This is a genomic window from Streptomyces sp. YIM 98790, assembly GCF_011421595.1.
GTDB lineage: Bacteria > Actinomycetota > Actinomycetes > Streptomycetales > Streptomycetaceae > Streptomyces.
The window spans coordinates 14,172-37,071 of the sequence record NZ_WTLH01000026.1 but is presented as its reverse complement, the minus strand read 5'-3'; the positions used below and the strand labels follow the sequence as shown (position 1 = coordinate 37,071).

Genomic DNA, 22,900 nt, shown 5'->3' with positions numbered 1-22,900 from the left:
CCGCCGTCGGGCCCGGAGACCATATCGGCCGGAATCCATCCGCCCCTGTCCACTTGTACGCACGCGGCGCGGAGGCGAGAGCCTCGCGGACAGGATGGCCGATAAGCAGTCGGGAGCGTAGCTGCGTGAATACGCTCCGCTCGAAGCGGGTTGACACCCCGGTCCTGACGACCGATGTGAGGAGTGTTGATGTCCAACGTCCCTGTGCAGAACGGCATCTCGCCGTCGTCCCCGTCGGGGGACGGCTTCGACCTGGACGTGGCCCTGTTGGAAGTGGGCGACGTCGCCGGTCTGACCAACCTCACCGACGACAACTGCGGCACCACCTGCGGCGCCTGCACCACGAACGTCGCCTGATCTCCAGAACCGATCCCGGGCCGGTGCCACCGCGCGCCACCGTGCGGCGGCACCGGCCTCCGGCCCCAGAGGTAGTGGAAGAGGCAGTGATGGCCCCGAGCACCACGTTCCGAGCTGGCAGAGCCGTGCTCGTGCGCGCTGTCGCACGGCCGGTGTTGTCCGTTCCGCCGTGCCCTGACGTGGAAGATCCGTCGCCCGAGGCAACGGCCGCCCAGATCGTCTGGCTGCGGGAGGTGTGGGCCAGTGCCGACTTTGCGGAATCCCTGGAGCATGCCAGTCCCGGCCTCGCCGATCAGGTGCGGGCTCTGTGCTCGTCGAGGAATCCGGGGGCGCGGGAGGTACGGCGCGCGGTGGCGTCCGTGGCCCGATACGTCCAGCGTGCTGAACACCGGGCAACGCCTTTCGGCCTGTTCGCCGGCGTGGCAACGGCTGCTTTCGGGACGCGAGCGCGCGTGGCGTGGGGCTCCGGTCCTGTCGTCACCGCCCGCGCGAGCGCGGCGTGGCTGACTGCGGTGGTCGGGCGGCTGGAGTCGTGCCCCGAGCTGCTCGACCGGCTCCCCGTGGTGGTCAACAACGCCGTGAGCCGACGCGATGACCGGCTCGTCGTTCCCTACCAGCTCGACGCCCAGGAGGACCGTACGCGGGCAGTCGAGGTCTCCCTTGCCCTGACGGAGCCGGTTCAGGCGGCCCTGGCAGTGGCCCGCGCGCCTATCCCCTTCGGCGTGCTGGCCGACAAGATCGAAGCGGAGTTCCCTGCGGCTGGGCGGGAGAAGGTGCGGACGCTGTTGCGGGAGCTGGTGAAGCGGCAGGTGCTGATGACGAGCCTGCGCGCGCCGGGAACGGAGCCCGATGCCCTGGCGTACCTGCTCGGTCAGCTCGATTCCGTGGCGGCGGAAGCCATCCCGGCGATCTCGGAGATGGTGCGCCGGCTACGAGAGATCCGGGTGGGCCTGGACGGCTGCGGAACACGCGGCGGCCGACGGAACGTCGCGACCCGGATGCGTGCCATCGAGCCGGGTCTGCGTCGTCATCCGCTCTCACTCGATCTGCGCCTGGGTGCACGGATCGAGGTTCCCGAGGCAGTCGCCCGTGAGGTCGAGCGAGCTGCCCTGGTGCTGGCCCGGGTGAGTGCCCGCCCGTACGGGACCGCGGCCTGGGGTGCCTACCACCAGCGGTTCTACGAGCGCTACGGCATCGGCACGATGGTGCCGCTTCAGGAGGTTCTGGCCGACAGCGGCACCGGCTTTCCTGACGGTTACCCGGGCACTCCGGCCGAGGCCCGCCGCCCGCGCCTTTCCGCCCGGGACGACGTCCTCGTGCATCTGGCGCAATCAGCAGCACTGGACGGACACGAGGAGGTGGTCCTCACCGAAGACCTGATCGCCGCCATGGACCTGGGTCCGGAAGACCCCCGGCTGCCACCGCACGTGGAGGTCGGCGTGCGTGTGTATGCCACCGGGATTGAGGAGTTGCAGCGCGGGAGGTTCCGGCTGGAGGTAGTGAGCGTGTCGCGGGGCGTCGGCGTATCCACCGGCCGTTTCCTCGGCGTTCTGGATTCCGAGGAGCGACAGGCTCTGATGGCGGAGTTGGCTGAGCTGCCGACCGCCGATGACGGCACCATTCCCGTGCAGCTCTCCTTCCCGCCGCTGCTGCCCGGGACCGCGGGTGTGACCCGCACACCGCAGGTGCTGCCGGTCGTACTGAGCGTGCAGGAGCACCGCGCCCCCGCTCGTCACGTGCTCACGCCCGGCGATCTCGCCGTGGGCTGTGACGGCCGCCGCACGTACCTGGCCACCCTCGAGCTCGGCCGGCGCATCGAGCCCGTGGGGATGCACGCCCTGAACCTCACCACCCACACCCCTCCCCTGGTCCGCTTCCTCACAGAACTGCCCCGCGCCCAGTGCGCCCAGGTCACCACCTTCGACTGGGGCGCGGCGGCCGGAATGCCGTTCCTGCCCAGGCTGCGGTACGGGCGCACGGTGCTCGCTCCCGCCCGCTGGCGCCTGACGGCGGCCGAATTACCCGCTCACGACAACCCTCGGGAGGAGTGGGATGCCGCCCTCGGCGACTGGCGGGTCCGTCGGCGGCTGCCGCAGCGCGTCTACCTGACCGAGGACGACCGGCGTCTGCTGCTCGACCTCGATCAATCCGGACACCGGGCCCTGCTGCGTCGTCATCTTCGCCGGTCCCCGGTGGCCGTTCTGGTCGAGGCGCCGCCGGCCGAGGCGTTCGGCTGGTGCGGTGGACCTGCCCACGAGGTTGTCGTGCCTCTCAAAGCCACCCGGCCGCCGTCCTGGCCGGCCCTGCCCGCTCCCACCCCGGAGCGCACCCTCACCGCGGCGCAGTCGCAGTCCCCCGGCGTCTCGTCTCTGCTGCTGGCCGCCCTGTACGGCGATCTCCGCCGCCAGGACGCCCTGCTCACCCGGCACCTGCCGGAGCTCCTGCGCCGACTCGGCGGCCCGCCCTGGTGGTTCATCCGCTTCCGGGACCCCGAGCAGCACCTCCGCCTGCGTATCGCGCTGCCCAGCGCCGACGCCTTCGCGGACACCGTACGCACGGTGAGTGCGTGGGCCGGCGAGCTGCGCGGCCTTGGGCTGCTGTCGGACCTGCGCTATCCCACCTCCTACCGGGAGATGGGCCGCTGGGGATCGGGCGCCGCTTGGGAAGCGGCGGAGGAGGTGTTCCGCGCGGATTCGCGCGCCGTCGTCGCCCAGCTCTCCCAGCGGCACCGCCCCGGTCAGCGAGCCCTGGTGGCGGCACACTTCCTCGCCATCGCTGCCGCGTTCCTCGGCAGCGTCGAGGCCGGGACACGCTGGCTGATCGACCACATTCCGCCGGCCTCGCCCACGCCCGTGCCGCGCCCGCAGCTCACCGAGGCCGTACGGCTGGCCGACCCCTCGGACGGCTGGGCGGCACTGCGCAGCGTCCCCGGCGGCAAGGAAACCGTGGCGGCCTGGGCCGACCGCGACATGTCCCTTGCCGCCTACCGCGCCCACCTCCCCGGCCCGGACACCAGAGGCATCGATCCCGACGACGTGCTGACCTCTCTCCTCCACACCCACTTCGTGCGACATGTCGCGGTGAACTTCCCCGAGGAGGAGGTCTGCCTGTACCTCGCCCGCTGCGCCGCGATGGCCTGGGCCGCCCGCACCGCCCGGAGGTCACCGTGACGGCCCACCCCGCACTGGAACTGACACAGGCGGTCGCGGACCTGCTCGCCGATCCGGAAACCGCACCCACGGGGTGGCGTGGGGCGGCGGACCGGCAGCACCTCGCGTACGGCGTGCCCGGCATCGCTCTGCTGCACATCGAACGGGCCGCGGCCGGCCTGGGTCCGTGGCAGCGCGCCCACGACTGGCTCGCCGCCGGTACCCGGGAGCCGCTCACCAGCGGCGCCGACAGCCACCCGTTTTACGGCGCTCCCGCCTTCGCGTACGTCCTGGCCTGCGCCGCCGAGCACCAGCCCGGCTCTTACCAGCGGGCTCTCGCTACGCTGGATGCCCAGGTGGCCAAGGATGTCCGCCGACGCCTGGACGCCGCCCACCGGCGCATCGACACCGGGCATCTCCCGGCGCTCGCCGAGTTCGACGTCATCCGGGGCTTGGCCGGCTACGGCGCCCACCTGCTGCACCACACCCCGGCAAGCCCGCTGCTGCGCGGCGTCCTGGAGTACTGCGTGCGGCTGACCGAACCGATCACCGACCGCGGTGGCCTGCTTCCGGGCTGGTGGACGGCGAGCGGCCCCTCGGGACGGCCGGACGAGCGGTACCCCGGCGGGCACGCCAACAACGGCGTGGCCCATGGCATCGGCGGAGTCCTGGCCTTTCTGGCCCTGGCCGCCCGTAAGGGCATCCTCGTCAACGGGCACCGTGAAGCCATCCGCACGCTCCTCGCGTGGCTGGACCGCTGGCAGCAGGACCAAGGCCGGGTACCCCTGTGGCCGTACTGGGTGACGCGGGCCGAGCTGCGCAGCGGACGGCTCTCCTCGGGCGGGCCCCGCCGTCCGTCCTGGTGCTACGGCACCGCCGGCCTCGCCCGCGCCCAGCAACTGGCCGCCATCGTGCTGGAAGACGCCGACCGGCAGGCCGAGGCGGAGAGCGCCATCGCCATCGCTCTCACCGATCCCGCGCAGTTGCGGGCCACGACCGACCGCGGCCTGTGCCACGGCTTCGCCGGTCTCGCCCACATCGCCGCCCGGACCGCCGACGACGCCCGCCCCGAGTCCGCCGCACTGCTCCGCGCCACCCTCCCGTCACTGCTGAGCGCCGTATGCCCGCCCGGAGCCGACCCGGCCGAGACCGCCGCCGCCATCGCGCGGGACAAGGCGGCCGGCCCCGGCTTCCTCAACGGCGCCGCAGGAACAGCGCTGGCGCTCGTGTCCCCGGCCACCACGACGCCGCCCCGTTCCGCCTGGGGCGTCTGCCTGCTCCTCGCCTGATCCACTCACCGAAGGTCCCCCGATATGTCCCAGGACCGCTGGCAGCAGCACAGCATCACCTTCGCCGACCGCGAGGCCGGGCAGCGCGCCATCATCGAGCACCTAGGCCCGGTGCTGTTCGCGGCCGAGGAGGCCGGGCAGCTCACCGGCTGGTGGTTCATGAACAAGCAGCCCTGGCCGCTGCGATACCGAGCCGCCGAGCCGTCCCCGCTCATCGTCTCGCTGCTCAGCGGACTCATCGCCGACGGTACCGTCCTGTCCTCGGCACGCGGCATCTACGAGCCGGAGACCTTCGCGTTCGGCGGCCCCGAAGCCATGGAGGCCGCTCACGAACTGTTCCACGAGGACAGCCGCCACCTGCTCGCCCACCAGCCCCGGCCCGCGCGGCTCGGCCGCCGGGAGACCGCTGTTCTGCTGGCGAGCGCGATGATGCGGGCGGCCGGTCTCGACTGGTTCGAGCAGGGTGACGTCTGGGCCAAGGTCGCCGACCTGCGTCCAGCCGCCGAACCCCTGGTCCCCGGACGAGCCGCTGCCCTGGCGCCCGCGATGGGTCGGCTGATGACCGTCGAGGCCCGCAGCCTGTGCCGTCCGGGCGGGCCGCTCCACGGGCACGCGGGGTGGGTGGCCGCCTTCGAACAGACCGGCGCCGCGCTGGCCCGCCTCGCCACCGACGGTCTCCTGTCTCGGGGGCTGCGGGCCGTCCTCGCCCACCATCTGGTCTTCCACGCCAACCGCGCCGGTCTCCCCCGCGGCGACCAGCACGCCATCTCCCACATCGCACGAGAGGTAGTCATGGGATCGAGTGACACCACCGCGTCGCCCGCCGAGGGCACGCCCCCGGCCGTTAACGTCGGCGCGGTGACTTCCCAGAACACCGGCACCATCGCCCCCCGCGAGACCGACGCCGAACGGCTCCGCAACGCCCTGGTCGACCGCATCCGCGCCAACGGCCACGCCCGCACCGCCCCGGTCGAGAACGCCCTGCGGACCGTTCCGCGCCACCTGTTCGTGCCCGACGCCACGCTTGAAGACGCCTACGCCAACGCGCCGGTGCACATCAAGTACGACACCGACGGCACGTCGATCTCCTGCGCCTCCCAGCCCGGCGTCGTCGCCCTCATGCTCGACCAGCTCGACGTCCGACCCGGTGAGCGCATCCTCGAACTCGGTGCCGGAAGCGGCTACAACGCCGCGCTCCTCGCCCACCTGGCCGGCCCCCAGGGACATGTCACCACCATCGACGTCGACGAGGACCTGGTGGAAGGCGCCCGCGCACACCTCGCCACCGCCGGATGCGCCAACGTCCACGCCCTGACCCGCGACGGCGCCCTCGGACACCCCGAGGGCGCACCCTATGACCGGATCATCGCCACGGTCGGCGCCCACGGCATCCCCCACGCCTGGCTCGACCAGCTCGCCCCCGGGGGCCGCCTCCTGGTCCCGCAGCGCCTGAAGGGCAGCGTCGCCCGCTCCATCGCCTGGGAACGTCACGACGACCGGTGGGTCTCCCTGAGCAGCGAGATGAACACCTTCATGCCGCTGCGCCGGGGCATCGCGGATGACGACCGCCGCGTCGTCCCGCTCAGCGCGGACGGCAGCGTGCGCCTCCAGGCCCCCGCCGGGCAGCACATCGACGCCGACGCGCTGGCCGGTGTCCTGGACCAGCCACGCACCGAGGAGTGGACCGGAATGACGGTCCGGGCGATGGAATCCCCGGAGTGGATGGAGCTGTTCGTCACCTGCTCCCTGCCCTGCGGCCTGATCCGCATGCTCTTCCCGCCCACCGCCAAGGGAACCCTCCTCACCGAGGACCCCTACCCCTCCTCCACCGCGGCCGTCGACAAGGGCGCCCTCACCTACCTCGCACGCCGCCTGTCCCCGGAGAAGACCCCCGAGGGCGGCAAGCTCTGGGAATTCGGCGTCATCGGCCACGGCCCCGGCAGCGACGAACTCGCCGCCAAGGTCGCCGACGCCATCCGCACCTGGGACCGCGAATACCGCGACCGCACCGCCTCTTTCGAGATCCAGCCGCTCGACGCCCCCGCCCCAGAAGACCGCCCAGGCGTGTTCGCCCTCACGACCCCGCTGAACCGGATCGTCGTCGACTGGACCTGACGGCACCCGCCCGGACACACGGTGCCCGCCGGACCGGCCCCGGCGGGCACCCGCCCACACGCCTCGCCCGCCCGCCCCTCGGAGGGCTCATGGACCCGCACGGCCCCACGGCCCAGCGCTTCCCGCTCGTCGCCCGCTTCCGGCCCGCATGCCTGCCGCTGCCCGAACGCGTCGCCGCCCTGACCGAGCTCTCCCGGCGGGCCCGGCGCGAGGCCGACCAGGGCCTGGCCTCGGCAGTCTTCAACCAGGCCGCACTCATCGCCTCCGACCTCGGCCTGCCCGGCCTGGCCCGCACGATGTGCCTCCAGCACGCCGCCGCCTGCCTCCACGCCTGCCCCCTGTCCGGCATGACCGCGATCCGCGCCCTCGAACCCGTCGTGAACCTCGCCCGCCTGCACATCCGCGCCGGCCAAGGCGACCACGGCCGCCAACACCTCCTCACCCTCTACGAAGCCGTCAGCAACGGCACCGCCACCCACATCGAAGGCGTCACCATTCCCGCGCACCTCACCCCGACCGCCGAGGACAGCCAGGAAGTCCGCGCCTGGCTGTGGCGAGTGCTGCTCGCCGACGGCACCCGCACCCTCACCACGGCCGGCCGATGGGCCGAGGCCCTGGCACACATCACCGCACACCGCGGCCTGGGAAACCACATACTCGACGGCCGCCAAGTCGCCATCGTCGCGGCTCTGGTCTCCGAAGACGCGGCTGCCGCCGAAGCCCTGCTGGCAGCCACGACACCCGGCACTCCATGGGAACAGGCCGTCACCCACTGCCTCTCCCTGCTCTGCCAACAGGCCCTCGGCCGCCCCGCAGACCAACTTCTCGCCACGCTGATCGAGGGCTACGCCCGCAGAGCGGCCGAACCCGGCCTGACCGTCTTCGACATCCGTCTCGGCCTGTCCATCCTCGATGCCACCGACGCAGCACACGACCGCTCCGCTCGGCAGGTCATCAACCGCCTGCACCACCGCACCGTCACCGCCACGGACGGCTACGCGGCCCGGGAATGCCTCGCCCATCCCCGGTTCCGTACGCTCGCCACCGACCAGCAGATACGAGACTGCACCAACCTTCTCCAGCACTGCGCCCTCGGCTCCGGCATCCTTCCTGATGACCTGGGGACGGAACTGACCACCGCGTTGACGACCAGCGAGTCCGTCATCCGTGCCAGCGTCGCGCCGCTCCCGGGACTGAACAGGTAGAAATCACGAGCTTCAAAGGCGCAGAGAACTCGCCCGCCTTGCGGCCCAGGAGTCAGGCAGCCTGACCAGCGTGGGCACCTCTTGCCACCCGTATCCTGCCGACCGCATCGAACGCCCTCAGCTCGGAGCCCTTGGGATGATCGAGAACATGACTTCGCCGCTGCATGTCGATCGTATTCTCGGGGACCGGCCTTTCGCGGAGACCGGCAATCCCGCCCTGGTGGTCGCCGACCGGGAGCGTGGCATGCTCGCCATTGCCGGCAGGCACCGCTACGGCTTCGTCAGCGGTGCTCCCGTCGGGGTCTACGGCATCGGCGACCAGACCTGCCGTGCGCTGGTCCGCTGCCGCTACCCGGTCCGCGCCATGGCGTTCCACCCGTCGCAGGGCCTTCTGGCCATCGGCGCCGGCGGCTACGACGGCGGCTACTTCTTCGAGGGGGAACTTCTCCTGCTGAACCTGGAAACCGGCGAGGTCGTCTCCGCCTTCGAGGAGGGGCTCGGCCGGCAGGTGCTGGAGCTGGAGTGGCTGAGCGGGACCGAACTGCGGCTGACGATGGCCCCGCCCGATGACTGGGGCGACGAACAGGCGCACCACGAAGGGCACACCGCGACGGTGACCCGGCCCGACTGGCGCCTGTTCGCCCCACGGCCGCTCGCCCATGAAGAGCTGGCCGGGCCGCGCGGGCCTGCGCCGCGCCGCGAGACCAGCCGGACCGCCCGTCGGCTGGTCGAGGAACTGGCGCCGGAGTGGACGCCACGCCACGACGTGCGCGCCGTCGAGCAGCTGGCGGACGGCCGGTGCCTGGCTGCTCTCGACGGAGTGCGGCTCGAATCCTGGCTGCCGTCGGGCGAGCGTGAATGGGCGGTCGCCGACGAGGAAGGCGGACGGGAGATCGTGGTCGCCGCCGGTGAACAGTCGGCCTGGGTCAGCGTGGCCGCGTCCCGCGATGCCGGCGGGTACCGGACCCCACGGTTCCTCGCCCGGATCTCCCTCGTCGATGGAAGCGAACTGGACCGTGTCGTCCCCTCCCGCCCCGTCTCCCTGCTGCGGTCCGCGGACGGCCGGCCCGTTCTCATGCCCAGGGGTACGAACGGTGTCCGCAGTTCCCTCCCGGTCCGGCGCGGGCGCCGGATCTACTTCCAGGAGGCGGAGGGTCCGGGCAGGCCAGGGCGCCAAGCTCCGGGAAAGCAGTGGCTTGCCGCGGCCGGCCTGCCCGACGGCGGCACGGGCCGCCCGGAGGAGCCCGTGCGACCCGACGCCCAGCGCCTCTTCCCCTTCTCGTGGATACCCGGGGAGACGCACTTCGGCGGACCGGCGGTGGAGACCGCCGACGGGACACTGGTCCATGCCGGAACGGTCTACGACGGCCAAGGACTTCAGCCAGGTGGCTCGTTCGTGGTGCGGCGGTCCCTGACTGACGGAGCGCCGCGCTGGGTCTTCCGCACCGATAGGCAGGCCACCGCGCTGGACACCGACCCGGACACCGTCTATATCGCCTACGACGACGGCGAGATCGTCGCGCTCGCACTCGCCGACGGCAGCGTGTCCTGGCGGCAGTACCTCACCGTCGGGAAGGTGCCGGCGATACCGACCGCGCTCACCATCACCCAGCCGGGCCGGTTGCTCATCGGTACCAGTGACGGACGCATCCTCCTGTGCTCGACGGAACGCTGACCCAGCTGTCGGTCACCTGCCGTCACCCCGGAAGACAGAAGGTCGGCGGTGCACAAGGCTGCACCGGCTCGGAAGCCGGTGCCCTGCGCAGCAAGATCAACGCGAACGAGGGCGCCGGGTGCTGGTCTGCAAAGGCGCGAGGGGCAGACCTGCATTTCTGGCTGGTGTCCTGCGCCTCCCGCTTGCCCTCAATGCGCCAGATGACGACGTGAGCGGGGGCGTGGGCTGTGTCGAGTTCGCGTTGGGCTGCTGCGGTAGCGAGGGTGGCGGCGGGTCGTGGCCGGCTCGCTCGGTGTGGGAGAGGGCGGCGGCCAGGGCGGGCCAGGCGGGGTCGGCGAGGATGCGGTCGGCGTGGGCCGGGAGGGTGGCGCGCAGCATGGCCTCGTAAGGGCTGAGTTCCGTGGGTACGGGCGCGTGGGCCATGGACGCGGCGAGGTGGGGCCGACTGATGTGGCCGTAGGCGTTCTCCAGGTGGGAGAGGGCTTGCCGGGCGGCGGCGACCTGCTGCTCGTGGTGCCGCCGCTCGTGCCAGTTGGCGGCGGCGATGGTGATGAGGATCAGGGTGGAGAGAAGGGCGCTGAAGGCGGCTCCGTCTCGGTCGGAGGTCACCTCGTAGAGGAGGTCCTTGGCTGCCGTGCGCAGACGGGCTGCCGCGCGGTGCTCGGCCCGGATGGCGGAGCGGGTGGCGCGGTCGAAGGCAGCCGCGGCGAGCGCGAACTCGCGCCGGGCGGCATCCCGGCTGATGAGGGCGGCGTTGTGAAGGAGTTCACCGTAGGCGGCCAGGTGGGCCTGGGCGGCGGGGTCCTCGCCGTTGCGGAGGACGGGGAGGGTGGCGCGGGCTGTGTGCTCGGCCGCCCGGAGGGGGTCGGCGGGGCGGATGCCGGCCGCCGGGTCCTGGGCGTCGCCGGCCTCGCCGGTCGACGGGAGCTCGCGGCGCTGCTGCCCAGGCAGTCAGCCGCCAAGGCCGCCGAGCTGCGGCCGAGTCTGTCCGGGCACAAGCCCCGGCACATTCGTCCGGAGGACCGGGGCGTGCTGCTCGGCACGCTTCCCCCGTGTGAGGACGAGGTCCGCTCCTCGTGGGAGGACGTGCTCCTGGCGATCATGGCTCCCCGCTCCGGCAAGACGTCCGGACTGGCCATCCCCGCTATCCTCCGCGCCCCCGGGCCGGTACTGCTGACCTCCAACAAGGCAGCACGGGACGCCTACACGGCGACGCTGGAGATGAGGGCCGAGCTCGGCACCGTCTGGACACTCGACCCCCAGCAGATCGCCCACGCGCCCCGCGAGATGTGGTGGGACATCCTCGCCGACGCCCACGATCTGGCCGGTGCCCGCCGCCTGGCCCAGCACTTCGTGACCGCCTCAGTGGACGAATCCACCTCCGGTGACTTCTGGTCCACCGCGGCGGCGAACACGCTCACCGCGCTGTTCCTCGCGGCGGCCCGGGACGGCAGGCCGATCACCGACGTGCTGGGCTGGCTCGCCTCCCCCGCCGACCGCACCCCGGTCGACGTGCTCCAGGACGCCGGGCTGCACGCCGTCGCCGCCCAGCTCCAGGGAACCGTGGCCGGCGCAGTGGAGACCCGCGACGGCATCTTCGAAACCGCCCGCCAGTACGCCGCCTGCCTCCTCGATCCGGACATCGCCGCCTGGGTCACCCCCACCGCCGATATCCCGCAGTTCCGGCCCCGGGAGTTCGCCACCAGCACCGACACACTCTCCTGCTGTCCAAGGACGGCGGCGGCTCGGCCTCGGCGATCATCGCCGCCGCGACCGACGCCGTCATGCGCGCCGCCGTGGCACAGGCCGAACGCGACGGCGGACGCCTCGACCCACCCCTGCTGGCGATCCTCGACGAGGCCGCCAACGTCTGCAAGATCAGCGATCTGCCCGACCTGTACTCGCACCTCGGCAGCCGAGGCGTCATCCCCATCACGATCCTGCAGTCCTACCGGCAGGGCGTGCGGGTGTGGAGCGAGGCCGGCATGGACGCCCTGTGGTCCGCGGCCACCGTCAAGCTGATCGGTTCCGGAATCGACGACGCCGACTTCGCCGACAAACTCTCCCGCCTGGTCGGCGACCACGACGTGCAGACCGTCTCCAAGTCGCACGGCGCCTCCGGCCGCTCCACCTCGGTCTCAATGCGCCAGGAACGCATCCTGGCCGCGGACGCCATCCGCGCACTGCCCAAGGGCTCCGCCCTGCTCCTGGCCACCGGAGTGCGGCCGGCACTGATCAACCTCAAACCCTGGTACCGCGAGCCGGACGCCCAGCGGCTCAGCGCCGCCTCCGCACGCGCGACCGCCGCCATCACCGACCGCGCCCTCGCCAAGGGCCGACCCACCTGCCATGACTTCGGGCAGACGGCATGAAGCCGTTGCATAAGGCCGAGCAGGCGGTGCTGGGAGCGGCACTGCTCGAACCGGAGCGGGTGGCTGGGCTCTCGGGCTGGCTGGAACCGGACCACTTCCACCACCCGATGCACCAGGCGCTCTACGCAGCCCTGCTCAAACTCCACCGGGACGGCCACCCCGGCATGACTTCCGCCGCTGACACGGCGACGTCCCTGTCCTGGGTGAACGACGCGGTCACCGAGGCCGGCCAGCACGTCCGAGGACTCACATCGGCATACGCCCACTCCCTCGTCCGGGCCTGCCCCCGCCCCCGGCACGCTCCCTTCTACGGGCGCATGGTCCTGGAGGGCGCGATCCACCGCCGCGTCACCGAGCACGCCATCCGGCTCCACCAAGCCGCCCGCACCGACGCTGCTCGCAGCGAGGTCGAGGACACCCCTGCACTACGCCCAGGTGCTCACCGAATCCCTCACCAACCTCCGCCGGCGATGGGGAACAGAACCCGGCTCCACCTCACACGGTTCCACACCGTGCCCGGCTGACGCCGAGCATCGTTCTCCGGAGGCGAAAGCGGTGGCGGAGGAACGGCTACTGCTCTCCGCGCTGATCGCCCGCCCGGACGGCCTCGACGAGGTAGCGCCCTGGCTGCGTCCGGCGGACTTTGCCCTTCCCGCGCATGGCCCGCTCTACCTCTGTCTGACTGCCCTCCACCACCGGGGCGACCCCGTCGACAGCCTCACGCTGCTCTGGGAGGCCCAGCGGCGAGGGCTACTCGCCGACGGAACCGTAACCAGCGACGAGGTCCGCGACCTCGACACCGGCATCAGCGCCGGCTCAGTCGAGTACCTGGCCGAACAAGTCCTCCGGGCATCCCTGCTCCGCGTCGCCGCCGCCTCGGCGCGGACCGTCCGCTCTCTGGCCGAGAACGACGCCCTCACCCCCGGCCGCCTGATCGGCCGCGCGCTCCACGCCCTCCGCCCACTGGACGAGGTCAGCACCCGTTGGCGGCAGGCCACATCCGAACCGCCGCCCGAGGACAGGCCAGCACAACCACCCACCCGGGCCCCGTCCATACGGGCGCAGGCCGCCCGCGCCCGCAGCCAGCAGTTCCGCGTCAACCGGCCCGCTGCTGTGCCATCCGCGTCCAGCGCGACCCACCCCGCACGTCGCACTACCCAACGGAAACGTGCATGACACCCCCAGGTCACCGCGCTCCCCTACCCGCCATGGCTCGCTCAGAACGACACCCTTCACGAGCGGCTACCTACCCCCACGAACCGGAACTTGGCGCTTGCACCTGCCACCACATCGCATCAACTCACGAACCTGCCGGTGGTGGCTCCCGGAGATGTCGCGGCCTGGCCGGCAAGGGGCGTGCCATCAGCGATTCAACTCGTATGGCGTTGCCGTAACGCTCAGTCAGCAGTCGGCGGGCACGGTCGACATCCGGAGTGGAAACCGTGATCACGCCGCTGGTGATGTCGTGCCCCACAGTTGCGATTCGGATGCCGGCGTCCTGCCACTGCGTCGCTTCGCTCAGCACCTCCTGCAGCACCGCGTCCAGCTGTGACCAGCTTCGTTGCGAGGCCACATATCTCACCCGCAGGTGGGGGAAGCACTGGGCGATGGTGTCCTCCAGTCCTGTGCTCCCCGTAGCGGTGCGGTAGACGTGCAGTTCGTCGCCGTGGAGAAGACATCCGGTGAACACCTCGGGGTAGTCCCGCACGCCCAGGGCTTCGATGTCACGGCAGGCCGCCTCCATGCCCACGTCCACCTCTTCCCGGTGCCCGTCCTCCGTCATGGTTTCTCCGTCTCCGCCGGGTCCTGTCCGCCGCGGCAGGGCGGCGGCTCACATGCCCAGCTGTCGCCGCCCTGCCCGGTCAGGGCTAGCTGGTGAGAACCGTGAGGTTCATGGCCGTCTCAATGTTGTCGATACCGATGTGGAACGACAGCGAAGAACAGCGACGCACAATGGGAACGCCCTGGCACGGACCCTCCACATCGTCGCCCAGGAAGATGGCGGATATCAGGCCGCGAGCAGTCACCTTGGTGGGATCGTCGTTGTACACCCCCGCCACCGGTCCGCCGCTGTCACCTTGGCCGACGGAGGCGAGCCCATCTGCGTCCCTGGTGACGAAGCCCGGCCCCACGGTGTACAGCTCGCCGTTCCGATCCGGAATCATGACGTACTGCCGCACCGCTTCCACCAGAAGCACATGCGCCCCCGAGTAGCCGCCCGAGTGAAAGACGAAGGTACCCACACTCGGGTTAATGGCACCGTGCACCGGACGGCTCTGATTGACCCCGGAGTTCCATGGACCGATATAGATGCGATTGGCGTAATCGGCGCCGGAGAGGGTCATGGCGTCTCGCGCCCGGTTCCACGCGTAACGGTCTCCGACCGGGCGGCCACCCAATGCCACAACCCAGGTGTTCCCCGCCGAGGGATTGTGGCAGTGCTCAGCCGTGAGCAGTCCCTTCTGTTGGTTCGCATGGCGTACGGCGAAGGCGGTACTGCAATCCGAGAAGGAGTTGGTGATCACGCTGCCTCCCCAGAAGGGAGATGTGTCATCCCAGCGAACCGCCGGAACCGCGGTCGGGCCGTCCGTGTAGACGACTGGGATACCCAGTGACTCCTTGGGCAGCGCGCGGAAAGTTCTGGTCGCCTGCTCAGCGAGAGTGACCTGCAGGGCAGCGTAGTCATTCGTCGGCCCCACCATGACCACCCCGTCGCTGGAGTGCTCCGCCAGTTCGCCAAGCAGAGCCTCCACAGCCGCATCGATCTCAGCCAGCGAGTACGCCGACGGTGTGAGGGTCACCGTGACGTCGTCCGTCCGTTCGACGATCCTCCTGATGGCTCCCGGCACTTTACCGTGCCATAGAATTTCGACGGAATCGGCGGCGACTTTGGCGTCCACGAAGCCGGTCAGGTTTTTCTCCTCGACAGTGGTACGGACCGTGTCGGCGACCTGCTGAGCTGCTGCTTGGCCCAACAACCGAGGGTCGGAGAGAATCTCCTCCGCGGTCGGAGTTTCGCTCTTGGCACCCATATCGGGAATGACACGGTTTTCCGCTGTGGCCGACGCCGGGATCACTCCGGGATCGGGCGGTCCGTACTCCCTTCCCGATAAGGATGCGGGTATCACGAGCAACGTCAGAGCGATCACACAAATCCTCGCAGCCGAACTACGGGACATGCGTGGGGGCATCAATCTCTCCTCTCATGCGGTCCCACCTCTACTGACGTCTACGGGTCTGGACCTCCAGAGCGGATGTCACAGACGGCACGAATCGTAGATCGATGAGTTACCCGATCCCAGATGGTTTCCGGCCTCACGGTTGTCGTCCGGACAACCGGCGAAGGTAGCTCCGGAGAGATGTGGCCGGGGTACTACCACGCTTGCCCTACCTGCTGCGCGACTCTGGATTCCGTACTCGGGTCCCTGGTCGACCTCGGGCGCGTTACTCGATGCAGCATGCTTCGGACCTCCGATGTCGGAGCGCCCCACCGCCGGGAGCGCGTAGACAGTCTTGCGTCTGCGGTGGTGGCTTCCTTCGATCAGGTTGTCACCCTGCCGAGCGCGCAGTCATCGATTCGCTCCAGTGGCCTGACCGGCACTTTCGGCAGCGAAAGCACACAATTGGCCGATAATCTCGCGGTAGTTGTCTGGGACGTCGTAGCCCTGGCTGCGCGGCCCATCGACCCACTGCTGCCAAAGGCCGCCTGGCTCGAGGAATCGGGTCGCCTGATCATGGCCGAGTTTGGTGTCAAGGTACAGGAGTGCCCCCAGGGCGGCTGCCTGGTCGCAGTCGAGGTCCGGGCAGCGCAGATATCGATCGAGGTAGGCGGCCAGAAGGTCGGCGTCCGCGGGCGTGCCGAAGGTGGCCAGGGCGACGAGTATGCCTGGCCTGCGAAGCAGACTTCGCTGGCGAGCAGGAGTTCACCGAGACGTGCGCGAAATTCGGTTCTGCGGGCTACGGCGATGAACCATGCCGCGGTTTGGCGCTCGCGCCATCCCCCTTCGAGTAGCGCGCCCAGTTCGTAGGATGCGATCTTGTTCGCGTCGTCGCCCAGCTTCCGGGCGAACGCGGCGCGCTCGCGTCCGGTCATGCCAAGGATGCCACCGCCGAGTTTGAGATAACGCTGTCCCGGCACGACGTAGCGGCGGACAAGGCGCAGCAACTCGCGGTCCTCATGGGCGTAACGCATGGGTGAATCCTCCTGTCCTGGGCGACGCGGTTCAACCAGCCTGCAACCGGTCTCGCGGCTCAGTCGGCAGGCTCGTCATGGGGCTCGCCCGGCTCATCAAGGAGGCTGGTGATGCGGTCGGCAAGGACTCGTGGCGTTCGATCTCGCGTTCCCAGCCACAGCCTTCGGCGGGTGTCAGGGGAAGGGAAGGGTAAAGGCCAGGTCAGAGGGGGCCTGACCTGGCCTTTGTGGAGCCGCCTAAGGGAATCGAACCCTTGACCTACGCATTACGAGTGCGTCGCTCTGGCCGACTGAGCTAAGGCGGCGGGGCGGTGGTCAGTTTACACAAGGCGAGGGGTGGGGTGCGCCGGGGTCAGGTGCAGGTGGTGTCCGGGGGCGGGGTGGTGCCGGTGAGGAGGTAGGCGTTGACGGCGTCGTTGACGCAGGTGGTGCCGGGGTAGGCGCCGTGGCCGTCGCCGTCGTGGGTGAGGAGGACGCCGGTCCCCAGCTGGGAGGCGAGGGACTCGGCCCAGGCGTGGGGGGTGGCCGGGTCGCGGGTGGTGCCGAGGACGAGGATCGGCGGGGTGCCCGGGGCGGTGACGGGGCCCGGCTCGTGCGGGGAGGGGACGGGCCAGGAGGCGCACAGGAGGGTGGACCAGGCGAAGTCGGCGCCGAAGGTGGGCGAGGCGGCGGTGAAGTCGGGCAGGGCGGAGACCACGGCGTCGGGGCCGGTGAGGGCCGGGGGGTGGTCCAGGCAGGAGATGGCCGGGAAGGCGTACATCAGGGTGCCGTAGCTGCCGTCGGGGCCGCGGTCGTGGTAGGCGTCGGAGAGCGCGAGCAGGGGGGCGCCGTCGCCGTCGTCGATGGCTGCGGCGAGGGCGGTGCGCAGCTGCGGCCAGGAGGAGGGCGAGTAGAGGGCCATGGCCACGCCGGTGAGGGCGAGGGATTCGGTGAGGGGGCGCCCGGGGTCGTTGGTGGGGAGGGGGTCGGCGTCGAGCCGGGTGAGGAGGGCGGAGAGGGAGTCCGGGGTGGTGAGGGGGCAGGGGCCGGAGGCAAGGGTGGGGCAGGAGGCCAGGAAGGAGGCGAGGGCGGTCTCGAAGCCGGCGGCCTGCTGGAGGTCGGTCTCGTAGGCGGACAGGGACGGGTCGACGGCGGCGTCCAGGACCAGGCGGCCGACGCGGTGGGGGAAGAGGTCGGCGTAGGTGGCGCCGAGCAGGGTGCCGTAGGAGGCGCCGTAGTAGTGCAGGGTGTCGTCGTTCAGGACGGCGCGGAGGATGTCGAGGTCGCGGGCGGCGTTCTCGGTGGAGATGTGCTCCAGGAGGCGGCCGGAGCGGTCCCGGCAGCTTTCGGCGAAGGCGGTGAAGGCGTCCAGGAGGGCATCGATCTCGGCGTCGTCGTCGGGGGTGCGGTCGGTGGCGGTGAAGGCGTCCATGGCGGCGCCGTCCATGCAGGCGACGGGCTCGCTGCGGCCGGTGCCGCGCGGGTCGAAGCCGACCAGGTCGTAGCCGGAGCGGATGTCGGCGGGCAGGCCGTGGGCGGCGAAGCCCTGGAGGAAGCCGATGCCGGAGGCTCCGGGGCCGCCGGGGTTGAGCAGCAGGGAGCCGATGCGGTCCGCCGGGGAACCGGCGCGGCGGCGGGAGAGGGAGAGCTGGAGGTCCTCGGCCGGGTCGATGTCGCCGTAGTCCAGCGGGACGTTGAGGGTGGCGCACTGGAATCCCGGCTCGTCGCAGGGGCGCCAGTTGAGTTCCTGCTCGTAGTAGGGGCGCAGGCTCTCGGAGACGGCGGGGGCGGCGGTGGCGCTGCCGGTGCCGGGGGTGGCCGGTCCCTGGGAGCGTTCACTGCCGAACGCCGAGCAGGCGGGCAGCAGCAGGGCGGTGAGGGCCGCCAGCGCGGTGCGGGCGCGGCGGCGTGCTGGGTGGGCGGTGGCCATGGAACCCCGGTCGGTGGAAGGTGAGTTGGCGTCGGAGGTCAGAGGTAGGAGGGTAACCGGTGGCGGGCGTCAGGCGGCGCGGAGGGTGAGCGTCATGGCTTCGAGGGCGAGCAGGGGCGCGACATTGCGGTCCAGGGCCTCCCGGCACTGGAGGATGGCTTCGAGGCGGCGCAATGTCTGTTCGGAGCGGGAAGCGGCGGCGAGGCGCTCCACGGCGGCGGCGCTCTCGCCGGTGGCCAGGGCGGGGGCGGTGCCGAACTGCCGGGCCAGGACGTCCCGGTAGAAGGCGGCCAGGTCGGTCAGGGCCTGGTCCAGGGCGTCCCGCTGGGCGCGGGTGGCGCGGCGCTTCTGGCGCTCCTCCAGGTCCTTCATCAGGCCGGCGGTGCCGCGGGGCATGCGCTTCCCCTCGGTGCCGCCGAGGGCGGTGCGCAGTTCCTCGGTCTCCTTGGCGTCGACGCCCTCGGCGAGTTCCCTGGCGTCCTCGGTGGCGGTGTCGACCAGTTCCTGGGCGGCGCGCAGGCAGCCGCCGATGTCGGCGACGCGCTCGGGAACGCGGAGCACGGCGGCGCGGCGGGCGCGGGCACGCTCGTCGGTGGCCAGGCGGCGGGCGCGCTCCAGATGGCCCTGGGTGGCGCGGGCGACCTCGGCGGCCGTCTCCGGCTCCAGGCCGTCCCGGCGGACCAGGGCGTCGGCCACCGCCTCCACCGGGGGGGTGCGCAGGGCGAGCAGGCGGCAGCGGGAACGGATGGTGGGCAGGACGTCCTCGATGGAGGGGGCGCAGAGCAGCCAGACGGTGCGCGGGGCAGGTTCCTCCACGGCCTTGAGCAGGACGTTCCCGGCGCCTTCGGTGAGGCGGTCGGCATCTTCCAGGACGATCACCTGCCAGCGTCCGCCGGCCGGGGAGAGCTGCGCCCGGCGGACCAGCTCGCGGGTGTCCTTGACGCCGATGGAGAGCAGGTCGGTGCGGACGATCTCGACGTCCGCGTGGGTGCCGACCAGGGTGGTGTGGCAGCCGTCGCAGAAGCCGCAGCCGGGCTGCCCGCCGAGCGCGCGGTCGGGGCTGACGCACTGCAGGGCGGCGGCGAAGGCGCGGGCGGCGGCGGTGCGGCCGGAGCCGGGCGGGCCGGTGAACAGCCAGGCGTGGGTCATGGCCGAGCCGGTGAGCGGGGGCTGCTCGCCGCGCTCGTGCGCGGTGACGTAGGCGTCGGCGTCCCGGGCGGCGGCGGCGAGCTGCGCCGCGGCCCGGTCCTGCCCGACCAGGTCGTCCCAGACTGGCATTGCCGTGTGCCGTGCCCTTCCTTGTTGCCGTGCCGCGGTGCCGCCGTGCCGCCGGGCCGTGGTGCCGCGGTGGAGGGGCGTGACCCATTGTGGGGGGTGGGACTGACAGCCGGTGCCACCGGCGCAGGGGCGGCCGCGTCCTGTCCCGTCCCGGCCGGGTCCGGCCGGGACGGGACAGGGCAGGGACAGGGCAGGCCGGACGGGGCCGGGCACGGAGCGGCGATGCCCCGTGGTCCGGTCAGCGGCGGCGGCCGCCCCGGCGGCCCCGGCCGCCGCCGTCCGCGTCGTCGTCCCCGTCCGGGCCGGCGTCCGCGTCGTCGTCGCGGGGGCCGAGCAGTTCGTCGGCGAGCGTGGGCAGGTCGTCCAGCGGGGTCTCCTCGGCCCACGGCGGACGCTCGGCGCGCGGCAGGCGTGCGGTCTCGTCCGCCGGGCCGACGGACGGCAGCACGGCCGTCTCGTCCTCGGACACCGGGGGCAGGACCGCGGTCTCGTCCTCGGGGCCGGAGCCGTCCTGCTTCATCCGGGGCAGCACGGTGGTCTCGTCGTCCGGGGAGGCGGCGGGGGGCTGCTGCTCCGGCTGCGGCCGCGGCTGCGCCTTGGGCAGGCGGGTGGTCTCGGCCTCGGGCGGGGCGGCGGCAGCCTGGCCGGACGGGCCGGACGGGCCGGACGGGCCGGACGGGCCGGACTGTGCGGCCTCGGCCTCGGCGGCTCGGCGGGCCTGCTCGGCCCGCAGCAGGGCCTCCTCGGCCTTGCGCTGCTTCTCCCGGCGGCGCTCCTCGGCCTCCCGGCGCAGCCGGGCCTCCTCCTCCGCCTGGCGCCTCAGCCGCGCCTCCTCCTGGCGGGCCCGTTCCTCGGCCTCCCGGCGGCGGCGTTCCTCCTCGGCCTGGCGCCGCATCTCCTCGGCGCGGCGGCGGGCCTCCTCGGCCTGCCGGGCGGCCTCGGCGCGGCGCTCCTCGGCCTCGCGCCGCCGGCGCTCCTCCTCCTCGGCCTTCCTGCGGGCCTCCTCCTCGGCGCGCAGCCGGGCGAGTTCGGCCTGCCGCTCGCGCTCCCGGCGTTCCTCTTCCTCCTTGCGCCTGCGTTCCTCCTCGGCGCGCCGGCGGGCCTCCTCCTCGGCCTTCTTGCGGGCCTCCTCCAGGGCTTTGTGCTCGGCCTCGGAGAGCGGAAGCATCTGGTCGAGCCGGTGCCGGGCGGCCGTGGTGACGGACTCCGGGTCCTGGCCGGCGTCGATGACCAGGTAGCGGGCCGGGTCGGCGGCGGCCAGGGCGAGGAAGCCGCCCCGGACCCGCTGGTGGAACTCGCTGGGCTCGGACTCCAGGCGGTCCGGGGCCTCGGTGAAGCGTTCCCGGGCGGTCTCCGGGGAGATGTCCAGCAGCACGGTGAGGTGCGGCACGAGGCCGCCGGTGGCCCAGCGGGAGATCCGGGCCACCTCGGTGGCGGACAGATCCCGCCCGGCGCCCTGGTAGGCGACGGAGGAGTCGATGTAGCGGTCGCTGATCACGACGGCGCCGCGGGCGAGCGCGGGCCGGACCACCGTGGCCACGTGCTCGGCCCGGTCGGCGGCGTAGAGCAGCGCCTCGGCGTGGTGGGACAGCCCGCCGGAGGCGACGTCGAGCAGGATGGACCGGAGCCGCTGGCCCAGCGGGGTGGCGCCCGGCTCCCGGGTGACGACCACCTCGTGGCCCTTGGCCCTTATCCACTCGGCGAGCGCCTCGACCTGGGTCGTCTTGCCTGCCCCGTCCCCGCCCTCGACCACGAGGAAGAAGCCGTTCTCGGACGGGGCGAGCTCCGGCTCCGGGTCGTGCAGGGCGCGGCGCAGGTCCTGGCGCAGCGGCACGCCGCGCCGGTCGTCGGTGGCGCGCAGCAGCAGGGCGGCGACCGGCAGCAGCAGCGCACCGATGATCATCAGCGCGAAGCCGGCACCGCCCTGGTCGATGACGAAGTCGCCGCGCTCCACCCGGTGGTGCCCGATGAGGGCGGCGAGCAGCGGACCGGCCAGTGCGGCCAGCGCGACGGCCAGGCGCAGCACGGCGTGCAGGTGCTGGGTCAGCCGGGGGCGCCGGAACTCCTCGGTCTCCTGGTCCAGCAGGGTGTGGCCGGTGCGGGCGGCCAGCCCGGCGGCGAGGCCGGTGAGCAGCGCGCAGAACAGCACGGTGGCCGGGTCGGAGACCAGGCCGACGGCGAACAGGCCGAGTCCGGTGACGGCCACCGTCACCGCCAGCAGCCGGCGCCGGGTCAGCCCCGGCAGTGCGCGGGGTGCCAGCCGGATGCCGAGGGCCGTGCCGCCGGTGAGGGCGAGCACCAGCAGTCCGTAGGAGACCGGGCCGCCGCCCAGGAAGAGGGCGCGGGGCACGGCCAGGGCGACCGCGGCGGCGATGCCGGCGGTCAGCGCGGCGCAGCCGGCGACCAGCAGCGGCACGGCGCCGGTGCGGCCCTTCTCCGGTACGGTCCCGGCGGAGGGGCGGCGCAGCCCTTCCAGCGGGGAGCGCGGGCGCGGGGTCTCGCTGCCGGGCAGCTTCAGGAAGATCAGGCCGGAGACGGAGGCGGCGAAGAAGCCGGCCGCGACGTAGGAGGCGAGCGCGGCCTGGTGGGTGCCGAACCAGTCCAGCCCGGTGGCCAGCAGGTTGCTCACCAGGGAGGCGAGCACCAGGGCGGCGGCGCCCAGCGGCACGGAGAGGAACGCGGTGCGCAGCCAGAGCCGGCGCAGCGCCTCGGGGTGGTCGGGCAGCGGGCGGACCGCGGCGCCCTCGGGCGGGGGTGCCGGCAGCAGCGCGGGGGCGGCGCTGTCCCGGGTGACGACCCAGACGCGCTCGGCGGCGCCGGTGACGAAGAGGGTCACCAGGATCCAGATGTAGGCGCTGCCGGGTGCCCAGTCGATCCACAGCGGGGCGACGATCAGTGCGGCCACGCGGAGGGTGTCGGCGCCCACCATGGTCCAGCGGCGGTCCAGCGGGCCGCTGCCGGAGACGAGCCGGGCGAGCGGCCCGAGCAGCACCGCGCCGAACAGCAGGCCGGCCACCAGGCGGGTGGCGATGGCCACGGTGAGGGCCAGGAAGAACGCGCGGTCGTCGTCCCCGAAGACGCCGCCGCCGGCCGCGGCGGCCTGGACGGCCAGGAGCAGCAGGGCGAGGGTGGCGACGACGTCCGCCACGCCGCCGGAGAACTGCGCCTCCCACAGGCGGCGCAGGTCCGGCACGCGCAGCAGGGCGCGCACCGCCCGCTGCCGTGAGTCCGCCGCGAGCGTCTCGTCGGTGGCGCCAGCGGTGGGGTCAACAACCTTCGGTTGCTCTGCTCGCGTCATTCGGCCAGCGTATCGGTCCGCACCCACTGGTCCGCCACTCTCCCCGAACATGCGCGCGAGA

Annotated in this window: 14 protein-coding genes, 1 tRNA gene and 2 pseudogenes; 9 read left to right on the top strand and 8 right to left on the bottom strand. The window is 72.3% G+C overall.

Annotation, left to right across the window (positions count from 1 at the left end; translation table 11 throughout):
- Positions 1–189: 189 nt before the first annotated feature.
- The 6 genes from GQS09_RS07260 to GQS09_RS07235 all read left to right on the top strand — a co-directional run bounded on the left by GQS09_RS07260 (position 190) and on the right by GQS09_RS07235 (position 9,790).
- The gene (locus GQS09_RS07260; protein WP_093840813.1) at positions 190–357 is read left to right on the top strand and encodes an FxLD family lanthipeptide; all 168 of its coding nucleotides are present in this window, start codon (positions 190–192) and stop codon (positions 355–357) included.
- Positions 358–572: 215 nt separating this feature from the next.
- Positions 573–3,527, top strand: coding sequence for a lantibiotic dehydratase (locus GQS09_RS07255; RefSeq protein WP_165985170.1), 2,955 nt, complete (start codon positions 573–575; stop codon positions 3,525–3,527).
- Positions 3,524–4,795 carry a lanthionine synthetase C family protein gene (locus GQS09_RS07250; protein ID WP_165985163.1) on the top strand — a complete coding sequence of 424 codons (1,272 nt, stop codon included), beginning with the start codon at positions 3,524–3,526 and terminating at the stop codon, positions 4,793–4,795. Before GQS09_RS07255 ends, GQS09_RS07250 begins: the two co-directional genes overlap by 4 nt.
- A 24-nt stretch (positions 4,796–4,819) precedes the next feature.
- Positions 4,820–6,910 (top strand): methyltransferase, FxLD system, encoded by a 2,091-nt coding sequence (fxlM, locus tag GQS09_RS07245; protein WP_165985162.1) that lies wholly within the window; start codon positions 4,820–4,822, stop codon positions 6,908–6,910.
- 89 nt (positions 6,911–6,999) lie between these two features.
- Positions 7,000–8,115, top strand: coding sequence for a hypothetical protein (locus GQS09_RS07240; RefSeq protein ID WP_165985161.1), 1,116 nt, complete (start codon positions 7,000–7,002; stop codon positions 8,113–8,115).
- A 148-nt stretch (positions 8,116–8,263) separates the two neighbouring features.
- The gene (locus GQS09_RS07235; RefSeq protein ID WP_165985160.1) at positions 8,264–9,790 is read left to right on the top strand and encodes a PQQ-like beta-propeller repeat protein; all 1,527 of its coding nucleotides are present in this window, start codon (positions 8,264–8,266) and stop codon (positions 9,788–9,790) included.
- Positions 9,791–9,886: 96 nt separating this feature from the next.
- On the opposite strand, the gene GQS09_RS07230 is transcribed toward GQS09_RS07235, so the two are convergent.
- Positions 9,887–10,399: a hypothetical protein gene (locus tag GQS09_RS07230; RefSeq protein WP_165985159.1), complete on the bottom strand. Its 513-nt coding sequence runs from the start codon at positions 10,397–10,399 to the stop codon at positions 9,887–9,889.
- A gap of 297 nt (positions 10,400–10,696) precedes the next feature.
- Here GQS09_RS07230 and GQS09_RS07225 point away from each other — a divergent pair.
- The 3 genes and pseudogenes from GQS09_RS07225 to GQS09_RS29195 form a co-directional block, all read left to right on the top strand.
- Positions 10,697–12,162 (top strand): annotated as a pseudogene (locus tag GQS09_RS07225) (type IV secretory system conjugative DNA transfer family protein); the annotation flags it as partial.
- A complete protein-coding gene (locus GQS09_RS29200) occupies positions 12,159–12,686 on the top strand; it encodes a DnaB-like helicase N-terminal domain-containing protein (protein ID WP_243761188.1) in 528 nt (175 codons plus the stop codon). The pseudogene GQS09_RS07225 and the gene GQS09_RS29200, both read left to right, overlap by 4 nt.
- 31 nt (positions 12,687–12,717) lie before the next feature.
- Positions 12,718–13,338 (top strand): DnaB-like helicase N-terminal domain-containing protein, encoded by a 621-nt coding sequence (locus GQS09_RS29195; RefSeq protein WP_313896028.1) that lies wholly within the window; start codon positions 12,718–12,720, stop codon positions 13,336–13,338.
- A gap of 124 nt (positions 13,339–13,462) precedes the next feature.
- On the opposite strand, the gene GQS09_RS07215 is transcribed toward GQS09_RS29195, so the two are convergent.
- The 7 genes and pseudogenes from GQS09_RS07215 to tmk all read right to left on the bottom strand — a co-directional run bounded on the left by GQS09_RS07215 (position 13,463) and on the right by tmk (position 22,839).
- Complete coding sequence (locus GQS09_RS07215; RefSeq protein ID WP_165985158.1) at positions 13,463–13,945, bottom strand: hypothetical protein; 483 nt, start codon at positions 13,943–13,945, stop codon at positions 13,463–13,465.
- Positions 13,946–14,030: 85 nt separating this feature from the next.
- Positions 14,031–15,311 (bottom strand): hypothetical protein, encoded by a 1,281-nt coding sequence (locus GQS09_RS07210; RefSeq protein ID WP_165985157.1) that lies wholly within the window; start codon positions 15,309–15,311, stop codon positions 14,031–14,033.
- Between the two features lie 420 nt (positions 15,312–15,731).
- Positions 15,732–16,354: pseudogene (locus GQS09_RS07205) on the bottom strand (DUF6000 family protein).
- 228 nt (positions 16,355–16,582) lie between these two features.
- Positions 16,583–16,659: transfer RNA gene (locus GQS09_RS07200), tRNA-Thr, on the bottom strand.
- Positions 16,660–16,706: 47 nt separating this feature from the next.
- Entirely contained in the window at positions 16,707–18,263 is a 1,557-nt protein-coding gene (locus GQS09_RS07195; protein WP_165985156.1) for an alpha/beta hydrolase, read from the bottom strand.
- A 69-nt stretch (positions 18,264–18,332) separates the two neighbouring features.
- Positions 18,333–19,541 carry a DNA polymerase III subunit delta' gene (locus GQS09_RS07190; protein ID WP_165985155.1) on the bottom strand — a complete coding sequence of 403 codons (1,209 nt, stop codon included), beginning with the start codon at positions 19,539–19,541 and terminating at the stop codon, positions 18,333–18,335.
- A 238-nt stretch (positions 19,542–19,779) separates the two neighbouring features.
- Positions 19,780–22,839, bottom strand: a complete 3,060-nt coding sequence (gene tmk, locus GQS09_RS07185) for a dTMP kinase (protein ID WP_165985154.1) — start codon at positions 22,837–22,839, stop codon at positions 19,780–19,782.
- Positions 22,840–22,900 lie beyond the last annotated feature (61 nt).